The 18121-nt window shown below is 59.7% G+C and carries 16 protein-coding genes and 1 pseudogene; 2 read left to right on the top strand and 15 right to left on the bottom strand.

Features of this window, described 5'->3' with window-relative positions; all coding sequences use genetic code 11:
- Positions 1-128 precede the first annotated feature (128 nt).
- From JQ848_RS06375 to JQ848_RS06355, 5 genes are all read right to left on the bottom strand, one after another.
- Positions 129-944, bottom strand: a complete 816-nt coding sequence (locus JQ848_RS06375; RefSeq protein WP_003446500.1) for an OmpA family protein — start codon at positions 942-944, stop codon at positions 129-131.
- Complete coding sequence (locus JQ848_RS06370) at positions 941-1297, bottom strand: DUF4398 domain-containing protein (protein ID WP_003446498.1); 357 nt, start codon at positions 1295-1297, stop codon at positions 941-943. Before JQ848_RS06370 ends, JQ848_RS06375 begins: the two co-directional genes overlap by 4 nt.
- Positions 1298-1306: 9 nt before the next feature.
- On the bottom strand, positions 1307-2125 hold the full coding sequence (locus tag JQ848_RS06365; protein WP_003446496.1) for a substrate-binding periplasmic protein: 819 nt from the start codon (positions 2123-2125) through the stop codon (positions 1307-1309).
- 138 nt (positions 2126-2263) lie between these two features.
- Complete coding sequence (locus tag JQ848_RS06360) at positions 2264-3193, bottom strand: electron transfer flavoprotein subunit alpha/FixB family protein (RefSeq protein ID WP_202210371.1); 930 nt, start codon at positions 3191-3193, stop codon at positions 2264-2266.
- A gap of 2 nt (positions 3194-3195) precedes the next feature.
- Positions 3196-3945: an electron transfer flavoprotein subunit beta/FixA family protein gene (locus JQ848_RS06355; protein WP_060781735.1), complete on the bottom strand. Its 750-nt coding sequence runs from the start codon at positions 3943-3945 to the stop codon at positions 3196-3198.
- Between the two features lie 616 nt (positions 3946-4561).
- On the opposite strand from JQ848_RS06355, the gene JQ848_RS06350 reads away from it, so the two are divergent.
- Positions 4562-6226 (top strand): electron transfer flavoprotein-ubiquinone oxidoreductase, encoded by a 1665-nt coding sequence (locus tag JQ848_RS06350; RefSeq protein ID WP_003442427.1) that lies wholly within the window; start codon positions 4562-4564, stop codon positions 6224-6226.
- 464 nt (positions 6227-6690) lie between these two features.
- Here the strand turns inward: JQ848_RS06350 and JQ848_RS06345 are convergent, their stop codons facing one another.
- Positions 6691-7584, bottom strand: coding sequence for an AraC family transcriptional regulator (locus JQ848_RS06345; RefSeq protein WP_003442430.1), 894 nt, complete (start codon positions 7582-7584; stop codon positions 6691-6693).
- Between the two features lie 179 nt (positions 7585-7763).
- On the opposite strand from JQ848_RS06345, the gene calA reads away from it, so the two are divergent.
- The gene (gene calA, locus JQ848_RS06340; protein WP_003442432.1) at positions 7764-8816 is read left to right on the top strand and encodes a vanillin reductase; all 1053 of its coding nucleotides are present in this window, start codon (positions 7764-7766) and stop codon (positions 8814-8816) included.
- A 70-nt stretch (positions 8817-8886) separates the two neighbouring features.
- On the opposite strand, the gene JQ848_RS06335 is transcribed toward calA, so the two are convergent.
- The 9 genes and pseudogenes from JQ848_RS06335 to araG form a co-directional block, all read right to left on the bottom strand.
- On the bottom strand, positions 8887-9678 hold the full coding sequence (locus JQ848_RS06335) for an IclR family transcriptional regulator (RefSeq protein ID WP_003442435.1): 792 nt from the start codon (positions 9676-9678) through the stop codon (positions 8887-8889).
- Positions 9679-9775: 97 nt separating this feature from the next.
- Positions 9776-11086, bottom strand: a complete 1311-nt coding sequence (locus JQ848_RS06330; RefSeq protein WP_003442438.1) for an MFS transporter — start codon at positions 11084-11086, stop codon at positions 9776-9778.
- A gap of 108 nt (positions 11087-11194) precedes the next feature.
- Positions 11195-12343, bottom strand: coding sequence for a galactonate dehydratase (gene dgoD, locus JQ848_RS06325; RefSeq protein WP_003442443.1), 1149 nt, complete (start codon positions 12341-12343; stop codon positions 11195-11197).
- A gap of 38 nt (positions 12344-12381) precedes the next feature.
- On the bottom strand, positions 12382-13011 hold the full coding sequence (locus JQ848_RS06320; protein ID WP_003442445.1) for a 2-dehydro-3-deoxy-6-phosphogalactonate aldolase: 630 nt from the start codon (positions 13009-13011) through the stop codon (positions 12382-12384).
- Between the two features lies 1 nt (position 13012).
- Positions 13013-14002, bottom strand: coding sequence for a 2-dehydro-3-deoxygalactonokinase (locus JQ848_RS06315; RefSeq protein WP_003442448.1), 990 nt, complete (start codon positions 14000-14002; stop codon positions 13013-13015).
- A gap of 244 nt (positions 14003-14246) precedes the next feature.
- On the bottom strand, positions 14247-14813 hold the full coding sequence (locus tag JQ848_RS06310; RefSeq protein WP_202210370.1) for a DUF1285 domain-containing protein: 567 nt from the start codon (positions 14811-14813) through the stop codon (positions 14247-14249).
- Between the two features lie 15 nt (positions 14814-14828).
- The gene (locus JQ848_RS06305) at positions 14829-15434 is read right to left on the bottom strand and encodes a DUF4823 domain-containing protein (protein ID WP_003442451.1); all 606 of its coding nucleotides are present in this window, start codon (positions 15432-15434) and stop codon (positions 14829-14831) included.
- Between the two features lie 113 nt (positions 15435-15547).
- Positions 15548-16556: pseudogene (gene araH / locus JQ848_RS06300) on the bottom strand (L-arabinose ABC transporter permease AraH).
- A 25-nt stretch (positions 16557-16581) separates the two neighbouring features.
- On the bottom strand, positions 16582-18114 hold the full coding sequence (gene araG / locus JQ848_RS06295; protein ID WP_202210369.1) for an L-arabinose ABC transporter ATP-binding protein AraG: 1533 nt from the start codon (positions 18112-18114) through the stop codon (positions 16582-16584).
- Between the last annotated feature and the right edge of the window lie 7 nt (positions 18115-18121).

Raw genomic sequence — 18121 nt, 5'->3', positions numbered from 1 at the left:
GGAAAGGAGGTGCGATCGCATTGCTCGCCACTGCAGTGGACTGCGACAGGGCCCGCAGGCCCCTCAGGATCAGGGCTGCCACGCAGGCCGTCGCAGCCTGCGGCAACGGCTAGCGGGTATGCGGGGAATTAGCGGGCAGCGCCAAGTTGACCTTTTTCGTCAGAGAAGACGATTTCAACCCGACGATTTTGTGCACGACCACGTTCGGTGGCGTTCACGTCCACCGGATACTGATCGCCGTAGCCTTCCACCTGGATACGTTTGTCGTCGATCCCCAGGTCGATCAATACATCCGCCACCGCCTGTGCCCGTGCCAGGGACAATTTGAGATTGTCGTCCCGGCCGCCCGTGCTGTCGGTGTAGCCCTCGATACGTACGACGCGCTTGGGGTTCAGTTGCAGAAACTGCACCAGTTTGAGCACTGTACGGTTCGCCGAATTTTTCAGGTCGGCTTCGCCGGTATCGAACAACACGTCGCCCAGGGTCATCACCAACCCACGGTCAGTCTGAGTCGTGGCCAGGCTGATGATCTGTTCTTCCAGCCACTGCCCCTGCTGCTGGACACTCAACAGCTTGGCCTCACGCAGTGCCAGTTGCAGACGCTGGCGTTCCAGTTCCAGCTTGGCAGCCCGCTCTTCGTTGAGTACTTGCTGGGTATGCTCGCGGGCGATTTCACTGTAACGCTGGCTCAGGTAGGCGTAATGCTCCACATCGTCACCACTGCCCCAGTAAGAAGACAAACGATCCGCCCGCGCCAGGGACTCGCCGGCCCGAATCACATCTTTGGGTGCAATGCGCAGCACGTTGCTGTCTTCTTTGACTGTCTGAAAATCGCTGGCGGCCTGTTGCAGGGCCTGATCACTGTTGTGATGCCCGGCGCAACCGGCCAGAGCCATGCTACCCGACAACAACACACCACTGAAAACTGCGGACTTGAGACTCATTGGGCCTCCGCCAGTTGCTTGCGTAAACGCGCGATACGGGTGTTGAGCACGTTCAACTGCTCCTGGCTTTTTTGCGTCAGAACGCGGGCTTCGGCCAATCGCGCATCAAGCTCGGCCTGTTCAGCCTGCATGCGCGCATCTTTGTAGGACCCATCGAGCATGTCTGCCCGGGCCTGAGCCAACTTGCTTTCGGCCTGTTTGAGTTCAGCTGTATCGTCGGCGCTGACCCCCACTGCCCTGGCTTGTTCAAGGGCTTGCTCGGTCAGACGCAATTGTTCATTCGGCACCGGATCGGCTGCACAACCCGCCAAAGCCGTAACGGCCAGGGCGACGAAAAAAGGTCGCAATGTCACTAAGAATTCCTACTGTTTTGGGGCGCTAAGCGGTTGTTGCAGCTGGGCTTTCCACCGCTCCAGATTGCGTTGCAGCGCAGCCTCGGCCAGGCCGGAGGCGGGCAATTCTGTCATCTTTTTGGCGAGCTGTCCGCGCAACCATGGGTCATTGCAGGCAGAGTCATGGGATATCGCCAAAAACAGTCCCGGCTGATCGATCGGCTGTGGGTGCGCCATCACGTCATCGGCAATGCCCAGGGTTTGAGCCGTAGCCATACCGGCATAGCGACCGGCCAGCACATACTCGACCTGCCCGAGCAGCAGCTTCTGGAAAGCCGCCGTCAGTCCGGGCTCGGGCTTGAGGGTTAACTGGTGCAGGGCAAATGTATCAAAGGCCTCTGTGGTACGGGCTTTTTCCGAAATGGCCCCTGCATGTCCGCTCAGGTCTGCCGGCGTTTCGTAGGCCAGCGCCGAATCTTTACGGGTCCAGACCAAATAATCGTTACGCATCAGTGGCGGGTGGATGTAGTCGAGTGAAGAGAGCCCGGCCACTGTCAGCGGCGCATCCAGCAGCATGTCCATACGCCCGGTTTTGACTTCGTCCTGAGCCTGGGAACGCTTGCCGCCATACAGCACTTCAACCTTGATCCCCAGCTCCTGGCCCGCTTGCACCATCAGGTCGGCACTGGCACCGATCAAGTGCGCCGGGTTGCCAGGATCACGCCACAGATAAGGCGGCGCATCCGGGCTGCCGGTCACGATCAGGCGTTCACACTTGCCCGCGGCCTCAGACAGCAGGGGCAACAATACCAACCCGAGCAACAACCTGCGGATCTGACGCACATCCATAACCCTGCACTCCACGCACTCAATTCTGACGCATAAAAAAACCCGATCACACGGACTGCAAAGAACAGGCAAACACAGCGTGCTTGGCCCTTCCCCGCAGCCCGCGTGACCGGGCTCTTTATAAGTGAAGCAACTGGATTAAACCAGCTTCTCCAGCTCAGGTACTGCTTCGAACAAGTCCGCAACCAGACCGTAATCGGCCACCTGGAAGATCGGCGCTTCTTCGTCCTTGTTGATCGCAACGATCACTTTGGAGTCTTTCATACCGGCCAGATGCTGGATCGCGCCGGAGATACCGACCGCGATGTACAGCTGTGGCGCAACGATTTTGCCGGTCTGGCCGACCTGCATGTCGTTCGGTACGAAACCTGCGTCAACTGCCGCGCGGGAAGCGCCCACTGCAGCGCCCAGCTTGTCAGCCAGGGTGTACAGCAGTTTGAAGTTGTCGCCGTTCTGCATGCCACGACCGCCGGAAACGACGATTTTGGCAGCTGTCAGTTCCGGACGATCCGACTTGGCAAGCTCTTCACCAACGAACGACGAAATGCCTGCATCGTGCACTGCTGCAACCGCTTCAACGGCTGCCGAACCACCCTGGGCCGCAACCGGGTCGAAACCGGTGGCACGCACGGTGATCACCTTGACTGGCGCAGTGGACTGCACGGTGGCAATGGCGTTACCGGCATAGATCGGACGGGTGAAGGTGTCAGCGCTTTCAACCGAGATGATCTCGGAGATCTGGTCAACGTCCAGCTGCGCAGCAACACGCGGCAGGATGTTTTTACCGTTGGAAGTAGCGCCAGCCAGGATGTGGCTGTAGCCCTTGCCCAGCTCGGCTACCAGCGGAGCAACGTTTTCCGGCAACTGATGGGCGTAAGCCGCGTTGTCAGCCACCAGCACTTTAGCCACACCAGCGATTTGCGCAGCAGCTTCAGCCACAGCACCAATGCCCTGGCCTGCAACCAGAACGTTGATCTCGCCACCGATTTTTGCGGCAGCGGCCACGGTGTTCAGCGTGGCCGGAGCCAGCGCCTTGCCATCATGTTCTGCGATTACCAAGATAGTCATGATTAGATTACCTTCGCTTCGTTTTTCAGTTTCTCGACCAGTTCAGCCACCGACTTGACCTTGATGCCGGCGCTGCGTGCCGCCGGCGCTTCAACTTTCAGGGTCTTGTTGGTCGAAGCGGTCGAAACGCCCAACGCCTCTGGCGTCAGCACTTCAAGCGGCTTCTTCTTGGCCTTCATGATGTTTGGCAGGGACGCATAACGCGGCTCGTTCAAACGCAGGTCGGTGGTGACGATGGCCGGCAAGCTCAGCGAAACAGTTTGCGCGCCGCCGTCAACTTCACGGGTAACGGCAACCTTGTCGCCCGCCACTTCAACTTTGGAAGCGAAGGTGCCCTGACCGTAGCCGGTCAACGCAGCCAGCATCTGGCCGGTCTGGTTGTTGTCGCTGTCGATGGCCTGTTTGCCCAGGATCACCAGTTGCGGCTGTTCCTTGTCGACCACGGCCTTGAGCAACTTGGCCACGGCCAGCGAGGTCAGGTCTTCGGCAGATTCGACGAGGATGGCGCGATCGGCACCCAGAGCCAGCGCGGTACGCAGCTGTTCCTGAGCCGTGGTCGGGCCGATGGAGACGACGACGATTTCAGTCGCAACGCCTTTCTCTTTCAGGCGCACGGCTTCTTCCACAGCGATTTCGCAGAAGGGGTTCATCGACATCTTGACGTTGGCGAGGTCAACGCCGGAGTTGTCCGCTTTGACGCGAACCTTGACGTTGTAATCGACCACTCGTTTGACAGCTACAAGAACCTTCATGGATTCCTCGTTACTCTCCGGTGAAAAGAAAGTCGCCTAGGCGAACCTGGCGGTTGATGCTCATCGCATAGGTTCTGCTGAAGCTTCGTTGTGGCCACGACGATAGTTCACAACGAAGCGTCAACAGACCCTGGGCACCTCCAAAGATCGTTGCTGTGCCCTTCTTATAGAAAGAATGACGAGCGCCAAATTCTTCCCTTGCGAGCGTCTCTGCGGGGTGACTAGCAAGTCATCCACCAAAAGGACGTGTAAACTCCGCTCAAAAAATGGCAGGCTCCTACAGGCTCGTGCCTGGCCCTGTCTTTAGAGGTGCTCTTGAAACCAATAATCAGCCTACGGCGAGCGCAAAACCGACCGTATCTTGACCGGAACGCCTTTTGCGGTCAATACAGCAAATCCGCCACTTTTGAGCCGTGCTTCTTTGATTTGTCTGGCCTGCAGCAGATTCAAACAAACGTTTGTATTGGACCCTGCTAGTGGTGTAGATATAATGCCGCCCCTAGAGAGAGCGGCGCGTCATCCATTGCTTCTTCCGCACGCGGCGCAGGGAATAATGGATGAAGTGCCAAACCTCCAATTAGAAAAATACCGTTGAGCCTTGAGTAGGAGAGAACCTGTGGAACGCGAATACATGGAATTCGACGTGGTCATCGTCGGCGCCGGCCCTGCCGGTTTGTCCGCCGCCTGCCGTTTAAAGCAGAAGGCCGCCGAAGCCGGTAAAGAAATAAGCGTCTGCGTGGTTGAAAAAGGCTCCGAAGTCGGTGCTCACATTCTGTCCGGTGCAGTGTTCGAACCCCGTGCCCTGAACGAATTGTTCCCGGACTGGAAAGAACTGGGCGCTCCTCTCAACACCGCGGTCACCCGCGACGATATTTATGTACTGCGCAGTGACAGCACCGCAACCAAGGTGCCTGACCTGTTTGTGCCTAAAACCATGCACAACGAAGGCAACTACATTATTTCCCTGGGCAACCTGTGCCGCTGGATGGCACAACAAGCCGAGAACCTGGGTGTGGAAATCTACCCGGGCTTCGCTGCCCAGGAAGTCCTGTTCGATGAGAACAACGTAGTTCGCGGGATTATCACCGGTGACCTGGGTGTTGACCGTGAAGGCAACCCGAAAGAAGGCCTGTACACCCCCGGCATGGAACTGCGCGGCAAGTACACCCTGTTCGCGGAAGGCTGCCGCGGCCACCTGGGCAAGCAACTGATCGAGCGCTACAAGCTCGACAGCGAAGCCGATACCCAGCACTACGGCATCGGCCTCAAGGAAATCTGGGAAATCGACCCGGCCAAGCACCAGCCAGGCCTGGTGGTTCACACTGCCGGCTGGCCGCTGGACATTATCAGCAGCGAAAACACCGGGGGTTCGTTCCTGTACCACCTGGAAAACAACCAAGTAGTGGTGGGTCTGATCGTAGACCTGTCCTACAGCAACACCTTCCTGTCGCCGTTCGATGAGTTCCAGCGCCTCAAGCATCACCCGGTACTCAAGCAGTATCTGGAAGGCGGCAAGCGCATCAGCTACGGCGCCCGCGCCATCTGCAAAGGCGGCCTGAACTCGCTGCCAAAAATGGTCTTTGACGGTGGCGCACTGATTGGTTGCGATCTGGGCACCCTGAACTTCTCCAAGATCAAGGGCAGCCACACCGCAATGAAGTCCGGCATGCTCGCAGCCGAGGCGGTGGCTGACTCCCTGCTCGGTGGCTCCGAGGGCGGTGATGCACTCAACACTTATGTTGAAGCCTTCAAAGCCAGCTGGTTGTTCGACGAACTGTTCGCCAGCCGTAACTTTGGCCCGGCACTGCACAAGTTCGGCCCTATTGTGGGGGGTGGTTTCAACTGGCTCGACCAGAACATCTTCGGCGGCAAACTGCCGTTTACCCTGCACGACACCAAGCCGGACTATGCCTGCCTGAAGCTGGCCAAAGACTGCAAGCAGATCGCATACCCGAAACCGGACGGCAAACTCAGCTTCGACAAACTCAGCTCGGTGTTTATCTCCAGCACCAACCATGAGGAAGAGCAGCCGTGCCACCTCAAGTTGCGCGATGCGAGCATTCCGATCAACGTCAACCTGCCGCTCTACGACGAGCCTGCCCAGCGTTACTGCCCGGCCGGGGTGTATGAAGTGATCACCCAGGAAAGCGGCGAGAAGCGTTTTCAGATCAACGCGCAAAACTGTGTGCACTGTAAAACCTGCGACATCAAAGACCCGTCGCAGAACATCACCTGGGTCACCCCGGAAGGTGGCGGCGGCCCGACTTACCCGAACATGTAAGTCGTTTATCGCCCACTAAAAAGGCTCCCCCGGGAGCCTTTTTAGTGGGCGATAAACAGCAAAAACCCTGTAGGAGCGAGCTTTGAGGGCGCCGAAGAGCTCGCGAGCAAGCTCGCTCCTACAGAGGAATGTGCAGATGCGCTTTAGCTCCCCACATCTTCATGCCCGCTCGACCACCTGCAACACCACACAAATCAAAATCGACGCCCCCCCCTGTAGGAGCGAGCTTGTCTCGCGAGCTTTGAAGGCGTGGAAGAGCTCGCGAGACAAGCTCGCTCCTACAGAGGAATGTGCAGATGCGCTTTAGCTCCCCACATCTTCATGCCCGCTCGACCACCTGCAACACCACACAAATCAAAACCGACACCCTCCCCCCTGTAGGAGCGAGCTTGTCTCGCGAGCTTTGAAGGCGTGGAAGAGCTCGCGAGCAAGCTCGCTCCTACAGAGGAATATGCAGTTGCGCGTCAGCAGCCCGCGCCTTCATGCCCCGGGCTGCGCTCGAAGTAGCGTTTGTACTCGCGACTGAACTGCGAGGTGCTTTGATAGCCAACCCTCTCTGCTACCTGTGCCACTCCCAGCCCTTCGCTCAGCAGCAACTGCTGGGCCCGCAACAGGCGCAGGCGTTTGAGGTACTGCACCGGCGACAGCAAGGTACTGCGCTTGAAATGCTCATGAAAGGTGGACGCGCTCATATTGGCGCAGCGGGCCAGCGTCTCGACATTCAACGGTTCGGCAAAGTGCTCGTGCAAGTGGCTCAGCGAAGCGGCCACACGGGCGAATTGCCCCTGTTGCTCGACCAGCGCCCGCAACACTCCGGCCTGGGGACCGCGCAAGGCGGCAAACAGCACCTCGCGCAATCGCGCACGACCCATGATCCGGCACTCAAGCGGGTCATGCAGACACCGCAACAAGCGCTCCACAGCCTGGCGCATTTCCTCATCCAGCACTGCCGAGGTCATGGACTCCGGAGTCTGCGCCACCGAACTGCGCTCAGGGTCCAGACCCATGGCCAGCACCAGTTCGCCCAATACCGCACGATCAATACTGATCGCCACCCCCAGCAATGGCATGTCCTCGGAGGCGAAGGTTTCACACTCGAAAGGCACCGACAGCGCCTGTACCAGGTAGTGGCCGGCACCGTACTCCAGGGTGCGTTGCCCCAGATAGGCCAACTTACTGCCTTGGGCGATCACCATTAGACTAGGCTCATAGATCTGCGGCATCCGGGCCACGGTATTACACGCCGAGACCACCCTCACCTCAGGCATCAAGGTATGGACAAAACCCAGCCGGGTCGCCAGAGGCTTGATAAGCGATACCAGCACGGCGTTCTCATCGCGGTGACGAGTCAGAAACATGAAATAAGTTCACAAGAGGAATAGACACCCGCATCTTCGCAGAACTGGTCATTAAAGCGACAGTTCATCCGCGTCGCCGGAGGAATAGGCATGACAGACGGAGGAATCGTCATAGTCCTGCAAGATTTGTAAGCGCAAAATTGCCCCCTGTTCACCGTTAACGCTTTTCGAGGTTCCCCATGTACAACGCCATCGGTTATGCCACACAGACACCTACCGCTCCCCTGACCCCCATGAAGTTCACCCGCCGCGATCCGCGGCCGGATGATGTGGCCATCGAAATCCTGTATTGCGGTGTTTGTCACTCCGACATTCACCAGGCACGCAACGACTGGGGCTTTGCTGTGTACCCGGTAATGCCGGGCCATGAAATTGTCGGCAAAGTTACGGCTGTAGGCGACAAGGTCACCAAACACAAGGTCGGCGATCTGGTCGGCGTGGGCTGCATGGTTGATTCGTGCCGCGAGTGTTCAGCGTGCAAAGAAGACCTGGAACAATACTGCCTTGAAGGCGCGACCATGACCTACTGCACCCCCGATCGGGTGGATGGCAGCAACACCATGGGCGGCTACTCCGACAGCATCGTGGTCAGCGAACACTTCGTGGTGCGCATCCCGGAAAAACTCGACCTGGCCAGCGCGGCCCCACTGTTGTGCGCCGGTATCACCACCTATTCGCCGCTGCAGCACTACGGTGTCGAAGCTGGCGATAAAGTCGGCATTCTGGGCATGGGCGGCCTGGGCCACATGGGCATCAAGTTCGCCAAAGCCATGGGCGCCGAAGTCACCCTGTTCACCCGTTCTGAAGCCAAGGCTGCAGAGGCCTACCGTCAAGGTGCCGACCACGTGATCGTGTCCACCGACCCGCAGCAGATGAAAGCGGCGGCTGACAGCTTCGACTTCCTGCTGGACACCATTCCGGTGCCACACGATCTGAACCCGTACCTGGAAACCCTGCGCTTTGACGGGGTACACATTCTGGTCGGTCTGATCGAACCTGTTGAGCCAGCCCTGAATGCGTTCAACCTGGTGTTCAAGCGCCGCGTACTGGCCGGCTCCCTGATCGGCGGCATTGCTGAAACCCAGGAAATGCTCGATTTCAGTGCCGAACACGGCATCACCTGCGACATCGAAATGCTCGATATCAAAAACATCAACGAAGCCTTTGAACGCGTGGTTAAAGGCGACGTGAAATACCGTTTCGTGATCGACATGAAAACCCTGAAGGCTTAAGACTCACCTTCTGTCTGTAGAAAACCGGCTTGCCATCGCTGGCAAGCCGGTTGCTGCAGTGGGGATCGGGTCAGCCGACAGCCCCGAGCTCCGCCGATATCTGCTGCGCGGCCTGGGTAACGACCGGGATCAAGCCGGTCATTTTCTCCAGTGACATATACGGCACGGTGCTGGCGATACTGATGGCAGCCACGATTTTGCGGCTGGCATCGCGTATCGGTGCAGCTACACAACGGATCGAAGGCTCGTTGTCTTCCAGGTCAAACGCATAGCCCCCCGCCACATAACTGCGCATGCGCTGTTCAAACTGTTCCCACGACACTTCCTGATGTTCCGGCCACAACGGGTTTTTGCCATCGGCAGGATGGCTGGCTTCGTACAGGCGTCGCCACTCTCCCAACGGCGCATCCAGCAACATCGCCTTGCCGATCCCGGTACGTGCCAGCGGCATGCGGTGCCCTACCCGCGAGCGCATCTCCGGGCCATTGCGCCCCGGATTTTTATGCAGGTACAGCACCTCGTCGCCTTCGCGCACCGCCAAATGGATGGTATCGCCGGTCAGCAACGACAACTCATCCAGGTACGGCCCGGCCAGCGTCACCAGCGGCACCTCTTCCCGCGCCTGAAACCCCAGTTCGATCAACTTGGGCCCGAGCAGATAACCCACTTGCGGCAACACCCGCAGGTAACGCTCGTCCACCAGGCAACTGGCCAGGCGATGGGTCGTGCTGCGCGTCGTGCCAATCGCCCGGGCGATGTCTTTGAGGTCGCGCGCACCATTGGCCACGGCGTGTACCACCGCCAGACCGCGAAGTAAGGTTTGCGTGCCGGTGGGTGCAACTTTCGGGGAGTCGTCCTGCATAGCCAGCCTTTGCTTTAAGGAGAAGAACCGGGCGGCATTATGGTCGCCCGGTTGTCTGACGGCTAGGGTCCGTTGAGGTTTGCCTGTGGCCCCGCCCCTACAGTTCGATCCGCTCAACTTTGCCTACCAGCAGGATGTAGGACAGCGCACCCAGCAACGCCAGCACCGAGATGTAGGTGATGGCCGGGGCAAACGAGTCGCCGGTGGCCAGAAAACCGATCACGATCGGGGTAGTGATGGCCGACAGGTTGCCGATGAAATTGAACACCCCGCCGGTCAGTCCCAGCAGGCGGGCCGGGGCCAGGGTCGAAACCAGCGACCAGGTAATCGATGCCAGGCCGTTACCGAAAAACGCCAGCGCCAGAAACGCAATCACCAGCGGCGTCGAGTCGACAAAGTTGGCGCCGATGATTGACGTTGAAATCAGCAGCCCGCCAATGATCGGCAGCTTGCGGGCAAAGCCCACGGAGTAGCCGCGACGAATCAGCCAGTCGGAGAAGAACCCTGAACACAGCACGCCCACAAACGCTGCCAGAAACGGCAAGGAAGCCAGCAAGCCGGACTTGATAAAGTCCATGCCGCGATATTTCACCAGGTAAGTGGGAAACCAGGTCAGGAAAAACCACAGCGTCGAGTTCAGGCAAAACTGCCCCAGATAAATCCCCCACAGCTTGCGCTTGCTGAGCACGATGCCCAGGTCCAGCCAACTGAACGGTGCCTTGCGCTTGGCGGTCTGGCTCTGGATATCCACCAGCCCGCCACCCTCACTGATCAGCTCGATCTCAGCCTGATTGACACCCTTGAAATCCCGCGGCTCGCGGTACACCGCGTACCAGATCACGGCCCAGATAATCCCCACCACACCGGTGCTGACAAACACCATGTGCCAACCCCACTGATGCTGCAGCCAGGCCAGTACCGGAGTCAGGAACGCCAGCCCGACAAACTGCCCCGAGGTGTAGAAGCCGATGGCCGTGGCGCGCTCGCGCTCGGGGAACCAGGTGGTCACCACCCGGCTGTTGATCGGATACGCCGGCGCTTCCAGGGCGCCCACCGCCATGCGCAATACGAACAGTGCGATAAAACTGGCAGCGAAACCGAGCATCACCGTGGCCACCGACCACAGCAGCAGCGCCACGCTGTACAGGATGCGCGGCGGCACCCGGTCTACCAGCCAGCCACCGGGGATTTGCATGGCCGCATAGGTCCAGCCGAAGGCCGAAAAAATCAGCCCGACATGTACCGGATCCAGCCCCAGATCGGTGGTCAGTGCCGGCGCGGCAATCGACAGGTTGCTGCGGTCCAGATAGTTGATCACCACGGTAATGAACAGCAGGACCATGATGAAAAAACGCTTGCGGCTCGGCGTCACCAAAGACGCAGGCGCGACAGTGCTTGAAGATGACATGGGCATGCCTCTTTTTTATGGTTATTGAGGTCGTTTCAAATACAGGGTCCGACACCCCTGTGGGAGCTGGCTTGCCAGCTCCCACAGGTATTGCATCAGATCAGGGACTTACCACTCGGCAAAGCTGCCATCGGCATGGCGCCAGATCGGGTTGCGCCAGCGGTGGCCAACCAGCGCGCGCTCGCGCACGTATTCTTCGTTGATCTCGATACCCAGGCCCGGCCCATTGGGGATTTTGACGAAGCCTTTGTCGTAGTCGAACACCGCCGGATCCTTGACGTAATCCAGCAGGTCGTTGCTTTCGTTGTAGTGGATGCCCAGGCTTTGCTCCTGGATAAACGCGTTGTAGCAAACCGCATCCAGCTGCAGGCACGCGGCCAGCGCAATCGGCCCCAGCGGGCAGTGCAAGGCCAGCGCTACATCGTAGGCTTCCGCCATGTTGGCGATTTTGCGGGTTTCGGTAATACCGCCGGCGTGGGAAGCATCGGGCTGAATGATGTCGACATAGCCTTCACTGAGCACGCGCTTGAAGTCCCAGCGCGAGAACAGCCGCTCGCCCAGGGCAATCGGGGTGCTGGTCAACGGCGCCAGCTCTTTGAGGGCCTCGTAGTTTTCGCTGAGCACCGGCTCTTCGATAAACATCAGTTTGTACGGGTCCAGTTCCTTCATCAGCACCTTGGCCATGGGCTTGTGCACCCGGCCATGGAAGTCCACGCCGATCCCCACGTTAGGGCCCACGGCATCCCGCACCGCGGCCACGTTGGCCAGCGCCAGATCGACCTTTTCAAAGCTGTCGACAAACTGCAGCTCTTCGGTGCCGTTCATCTTTATCGCCGTAAAGCCGCGGCTGACCGCTTCTTTGGCGGCCCTGGCCGTGTCGGCCGGACGGTCACCGCCGATCCACGAATACACACGGATCTTGTCCCGCACCTGGCCGCCCAGCAGGTCGCTGACCGACACTCCCAGCGCCTTGCCCTTGATGTCCCACAGCGCCTGGTCGATACCGGCCAGTGCGCTCATGTGCACCGCGCCGCCACGGTAAAAACCGCCGCGATAGAGCACTGTCCAGATGTCTTCGATATTGCGCGGGTCTTTGCCGATCAGGTAATCCGACAATTCATCCACCGCAGTCGCCACGGTGTGGGCCCGGCCTTCGACTACGGGCTCGCCCCAGCCGGTGACGCCTTCGTCGGTCTCGATTTTCAGGAACAGCCAGCGCGGCGGGACCAGATAGGTAGTCAGTTTGGTAATTTTCATCGTCTTGTCTCTCTTGTTCGATGGGGCGCAAGCGCCTTTCAGTCAGCCTTGCGCCGGGCATTCCAGGCCTGCACATAAGCTTTGGCGGTAACCGCCACGTCCTCGGCACTCATGCCGGGCTTGAACAGCCCCGAACCCAGCCCGAAACCGGACACCCCGGCATCAAGGAATACCTGCATGTTGTCCGGGGTAATCCCGCCGACCGGGATCAGCAAAGTTCCTGCAGGCAACACCGCCAGCCAGGCCTTGACCACAGCCGGGCCCATTTGCTCGGCCGGGAACATTTTCAGTACATCGGCACCTTCGGCCAGTGCAGCAAAGGCTTCGGTCGGTGTCGCGACTCCCGGTGACAGGTACAGACCGGCCGCCTTGGCCGCACGCAACACTTGCGGGTCACTGTGGGGCATCACAATCACCTGCCCGCCCGCCGCCTTGACCAGCTCGACCTGGGCCGGGGTCAGCACCGTGCCGGCACCGACCAGGCAGTCGGCAGGCAGGGTACTGCGCAAAATGCGGATACTTTCGTACGGCTCGGGGGAATTAAGTGGCACTTCGAGGGTACGAAAACCCGCGTCATACAGCACCTTGCCGATGGCCTGCGCCTCTTGTGGACGCAGCCCACGAAGAATGGCGATCAGTCCGTTTTTTGCCAGTGCTTGCTTGAGCATCTCAGCCCTCCAGTTGCGTGTGACGGAGTAACCCGGCGGCTTGGGCCAGGTGCCATAAACCTTGCTCGGTGGCCTGTTCAGCCAGGCGCACATCCGCGAACCCGCAGGCGGCCAGGGCCCGCTGGTAGCGTTCACAGAGTCGGGAATTGCCAATCAGGATGATCGCGGGCATCGGCGCTGCGCCTCGGCGCTCACGTACTGCGCCGCCCAACGCTGACAGCTCGTGGCCAATCAACAGGCCAGACACATAGTCGGGTTGCTGGGTGGGGCTCAACTGCCCGGTCAGCCCCAGAGTACGGGCGCTGAACAGGGTCGACAGCGGCCCGAGCCTGCCGTCGGGTGACAAGGCCACCTGCACTCCGCGATCAAAGGCTGCTGGATCAAACTGCTCGGAGCGCTGTTGGGTGCGCCCCAGAATTGTGTGTTCACAGACGGCGGCGTAAAGCTCGCCGGTCATGAAGGTATCGAAGTGCACAAGATTGCCGTCCTGCACCTGCACCCATTTGGAGTGGCTGCCGGGCAAGCCGATCAAGCAGTCGTTGAGTTGCGGGAAACTTTGCACTACCCCCAGCACCTGGGTTTCTTCGCCGCGCATCACATTGGGCAAGGCTGAACGCTGGATGACACCCGGCACGATATGCAGGTCGACACCGCGCACGCTGCGTACCCTCTGCAAGGCCGTGCCCAGGGCATTGAGGCTGGCCGGGGTTTCCCGGTAAGGCGCTTCGCACCAGCCCTGGGCACTGCCGACCATGCCACAGGCAATCACCGGCACTCCCGGGTTGGCATCCAGCCAGTCGCCGCAGGCATCGTCGAACGCCAGCTCAAAGCCGTCAGCGCACCACTGGCCTGCGACCAGTCGGGCAGTGCCGGGCAACTGCATGATGCCGCAGGCCAGGGTGCGCACTTTCAGCACCTGGCCGGTGGATCCGAGTAAATACGCACGAAGGGAAGTTGTCCCCCAATCGAGGGCGATCAATTGCGCCTGCATCGCTTCACCTGTTTTGTTTTTAGCAGTGAATGCTGTGAATCAGTGCAGGCGACTATAAACCTTGGGGCGGCCAAATCTCAATATATAAATTGCACTCCCATATATAGGGATGACAATGTATCAGTAAAATCCTTGTGGGAGCCGGCTTGCCGGCGATGCAACAGTGCGCAGGTCTGGTTCACCGCGCACAGGCAATCGCCGGCAAGCCGGCTCCCACAGGTTGTTACAGGTGTGGCGCAGGGATTCAGACCGGCTCGGGGCCTATAGGGAAGAACACGCCGCTGCTCCAGACCCCCAGCCAGCTCTGGCCGTCGATGGGCCGGGCAACCGCCAGCTCGATCAGTTGGTAGAACACATTGCGGTGGATCAGCGCTTCAAGGTTGCGCCGCACCAGCAGGTAGGGCGCGGGTTCCTGGGTGGCGGGGTCAATCACGATGCGTAGCGGATGTTCGCTGCCGGCGGTGATCTGTTCTTCAACATTGGTGGTAAAGCGCAGTACCTGCTGCTCGCCCTGCCCTTGAACCTCAAGCGTGACCGCCACAAACGGCGCGTCATCGACCTTGATCCCGACCTTTTCCACCGGGGTGATCAGGAAATAATCATCGCCGTCGCGGCGAATGATGGTCGAGAACAGTTTGACCATGGGCTTGCGGCCAATCGGCGTGCCCATGTAGTACCAGGTGCCGTCACGGGCGATACGCATGTCGATATCACCGCAGAATGCCGTATCCCATAGATGAACCGGAGGCAGGCCTTTGTCGGCTTTGGGAATTTGCGCCAACAGGTTACTGACGTCTACCGGCTCACTCATGCTGCTCTCCTGGTCTTATTGGTCGCTCAAGCCTATCAAGCTGCGCGCGTACTTGGCGAGCGGCGGCCCGATCAGGTCCGCCGGCTTTTGCTCATGGAACGTCAGCAAGCCGCCACGGCTGCGAATGGTCGCGGTATCGATCAGGTACTGGGTGCTGGTCTCGATCAACATCACCTGGATCACGCCGCCATCAACCCCCAGGCGGCTGATTTCTTCCTGATCCAGCCATTCGTCACTGTTGCCGATACGGTCGTCGGCCCGTGCAAAGCGAGTGTAGAGCAAGTAATGCGCTCCATAGCCACGGGCTTCAGTCATGGCCTGGTCAAGCCCCAGCGGCGCTTTGGCGCGGCGCACCATGGGGAAGTATTCGATAAAGCCGTTATAGGCTTCTTCAGCCACCACATTGGGCCGTACATAAGGATCGCCTACGGGAGCGAATGGCCCCTGGGCAATGTAGATATAGGAGTCCGGCTGGATGCGCAGTGAATTGCTGCGCCGGGTATTGCTGTGATCGAGCAGACCGGCGTCGCTCATTTGATAACGTGCGCCCTCCCCCAGATCGCTGACCGTCATACAGCCACCCAGCGCCAGCGCCGACAGCACCACAAACAGACTACGCATCCTGATCTCCCGATGGCCGGTGACAGAAAACCGGCGAATAGTCGCGTAATGCAGTTTGCGCGCCAGTTTGCTGCATGCCATGGCGCAAAACCTGTGGCAGCCGGTATTCAGAGTCAGCGCTGCTTCAAGCGGTCGATCACCACCGCCAGCAACAGGATCGAACCGCGAATCACGTACTGGTAGAACGTGTCGATGTTCTTCAGGTTCATCGCATTCTCGATAATCGCCAGAATCAGCACCCCGGCGATCACATGCCGGATCATCCCCACCCCGCCGCTCAATGACACCCCGCCCAGTACACAGGCCGAGATCACGGTCAGCTCGAAGCCCTGCCCGATCATGGGTTGGCCCGAGGTCATGCGCGAAGCCCTGCCCGATCATGGGTTGGCCCGAGGTCATGCGCGAAGCCAGGATCACCCCGGCCAGCGCGCCAATCAGCCCGTGTACGGCGAAGATGATGATTTTGGTGCGGTCGACATTGACCCCGGCCAGCAGCGCCGCTTCCTGATTGCCGCCTATGGCCATGGTGTTGCGGCCATAGGTGGTGTAGTTGAGCAGCCAGCCAAAGAACAGGAAGCAGACGATGGTGATCAGGATCGGCACCGGCACGCCGAACACCTGGCCGTTACCAAAGACGTAAAACGCTTCCTGGGACACCCCCACCGCCTTGCCATTGGCAAAGATATACGCCAGTCCGCGCACGATCTGCATGGTGGCCAGGGTGGTGATCAGCGCGTTGACCCGCAACTTGGCGATAACGATGCCGTTGATCAGACCGACAATCAGGCCCATGCCCAGCGCCGCGCAGACACCCAGGAACACACTGTCGGTGTCACGCATGACCACCGCGGCAACGACTCCGGAGCAGGCAATCACCGATCCCACGGACAGATCGAAATGCCCCGACGCCAGGCAATAGAGCATGGTGCAGGCAGCAATCCCGGTGGTGGAGATGGCCAGGCCCAGGCCGCGCATGTTGAGCGGCGACAGGAAGTTGTCGATCAGCAAGGTGCAGAGGAGGAAAATCGCAAACGCTGCCAGCAACATGACCCAATCGTCGAGGAAGCGGCGCATGTCGAGTTTTTTACGGGGTGTCGCCAGTGTCGAATCTTGGGTTGTCATACAAACCTCTCAGTGGGTCACGCCGTTAGCCGCGCTGGCGGGGCAAGGCCATTTGCAACAGGTTCGATTCATTGGCCTGGGCTCTTGGCAGCTCACCGCTGACCACGCCTTCGCACAAAACCAGAATGCGGTCGCTGATCCCCAGCACTTCCATCAGGTCGCTGGACACCACTATCACCGCAATTCCGCTGGCGGCCAGACGATGGATGATCTGGTAGATCTCGGCCTTGGCGCCGATATCGATGCCCCGGGTCGGCTCGTCAAGCAGCAGCACTTTCATCGGCATCGACAGCCAGCGCCCGAGAATGGCTTTTTGCTGATTGCCGCCGGACAGGAACATGATTTTCTGCGACGCCGTCGGAGTCTTCACATTCAGGGCATGGATCTGCCGGTCGGCGTTGTCGCGCTCCCATACCCTGCGCAACAGGCAACCCAGGGTGGAATGGGCGCCGCGGGCACTGATGTTGATGTTCTCCGCGACGCTGGCCAAAGGAATGATGCCTTCCTTTTTCCGATCCTCCGGGCACAGCAGCACCCCGGCAGCAATCGCATCCCGGGGCGAGCGCAGCTTGAGCGCAACGCCTTGCAGTTCTACCTGGCCGCCACTGTGACGGGCCAGCCCGCCGAGCAGGCGCAACAGCTCGGTACGCCCGGCGCCCACCAGCCCGAACAGGCCGAGAATCTCGCCCTTGCGCACTGCAAAACTCACCGGCTCGCGCAACCCCGGCCCGAGCAGGCGGTCGACCTTGAGCACCACTTCACCACACTCACGGGGGCGGTAGTCATAGATGTCCTGAATGTCACGGCCGACCATGCAGGTCACCAGCTGGTCGTGGCTCAGCTCGCTCATCTGCTCGAAGGTGCGAACATAGCGGCCATCCTTGAACACCGTGACCGCGTTGCAGATGCGGAATACTTCTTCCATGCGGTGGGACACGTAGAGCACCACTTTGCCCTCATCCCGCAGGCGCCCGATGATGGTCATCAGGCGATCGATTTCCCGCGCCGAGAGGCTGCTGCTGGGCTCATCGAAGGCAATGACATGAGCCCCGCGGGACAGCGCCTTGGCGATTTCCACCAGTTGCCGCTGGCCCAGGGACAAGCGGGCAACCTTCTCTTGCGGATCGATTTCATCGGCCAGCCCCTTGAGCAACTGCAGGGCCTGGTGCCGCAATTCGCCGCGCTTGATCAGACCAAAGCGCGCCGGCAGATGGCCGAGAAACAGGTTCTCGGCCACGCTCATTTCCGGTACCAGATGCAGTTCCTGATGGATCACCGCGACCCGGTTGGCGATGCTTTCAGCGGTGGATCTGAAGACCAGCGACTGCTCACCGATCTGCAGGTTGCCGCTGCTTGGCGCGTAGGCACCGCCAAGGATTTTCAGCAGGGTGGATTTACCGGCACCGTTCTCGCCCATCAGTGCATGCACCTGGCCGGGATGGGCGACAAAGCTGATATTGGCCAGCGCCTGGACCCCGGGGAAATGCTTGCCGATGCCGTTGAAGCGCAGGCTGTCGGTATTGCTTGTCAGTGCTTGAGTGGCTAATGGCTGCGGCATAGTGACC

Source organism: Pseudomonas paraversuta, assembly GCF_904067025.1.
Classification (GTDB): Bacteria; Pseudomonadota; Gammaproteobacteria; order Pseudomonadales; family Pseudomonadaceae; genus Aquipseudomonas; species Aquipseudomonas paraversuta.
The sequence above is the reverse complement of the archived record's forward strand: the minus strand, read 5'-3'. Positions and strand labels throughout refer to the sequence as shown.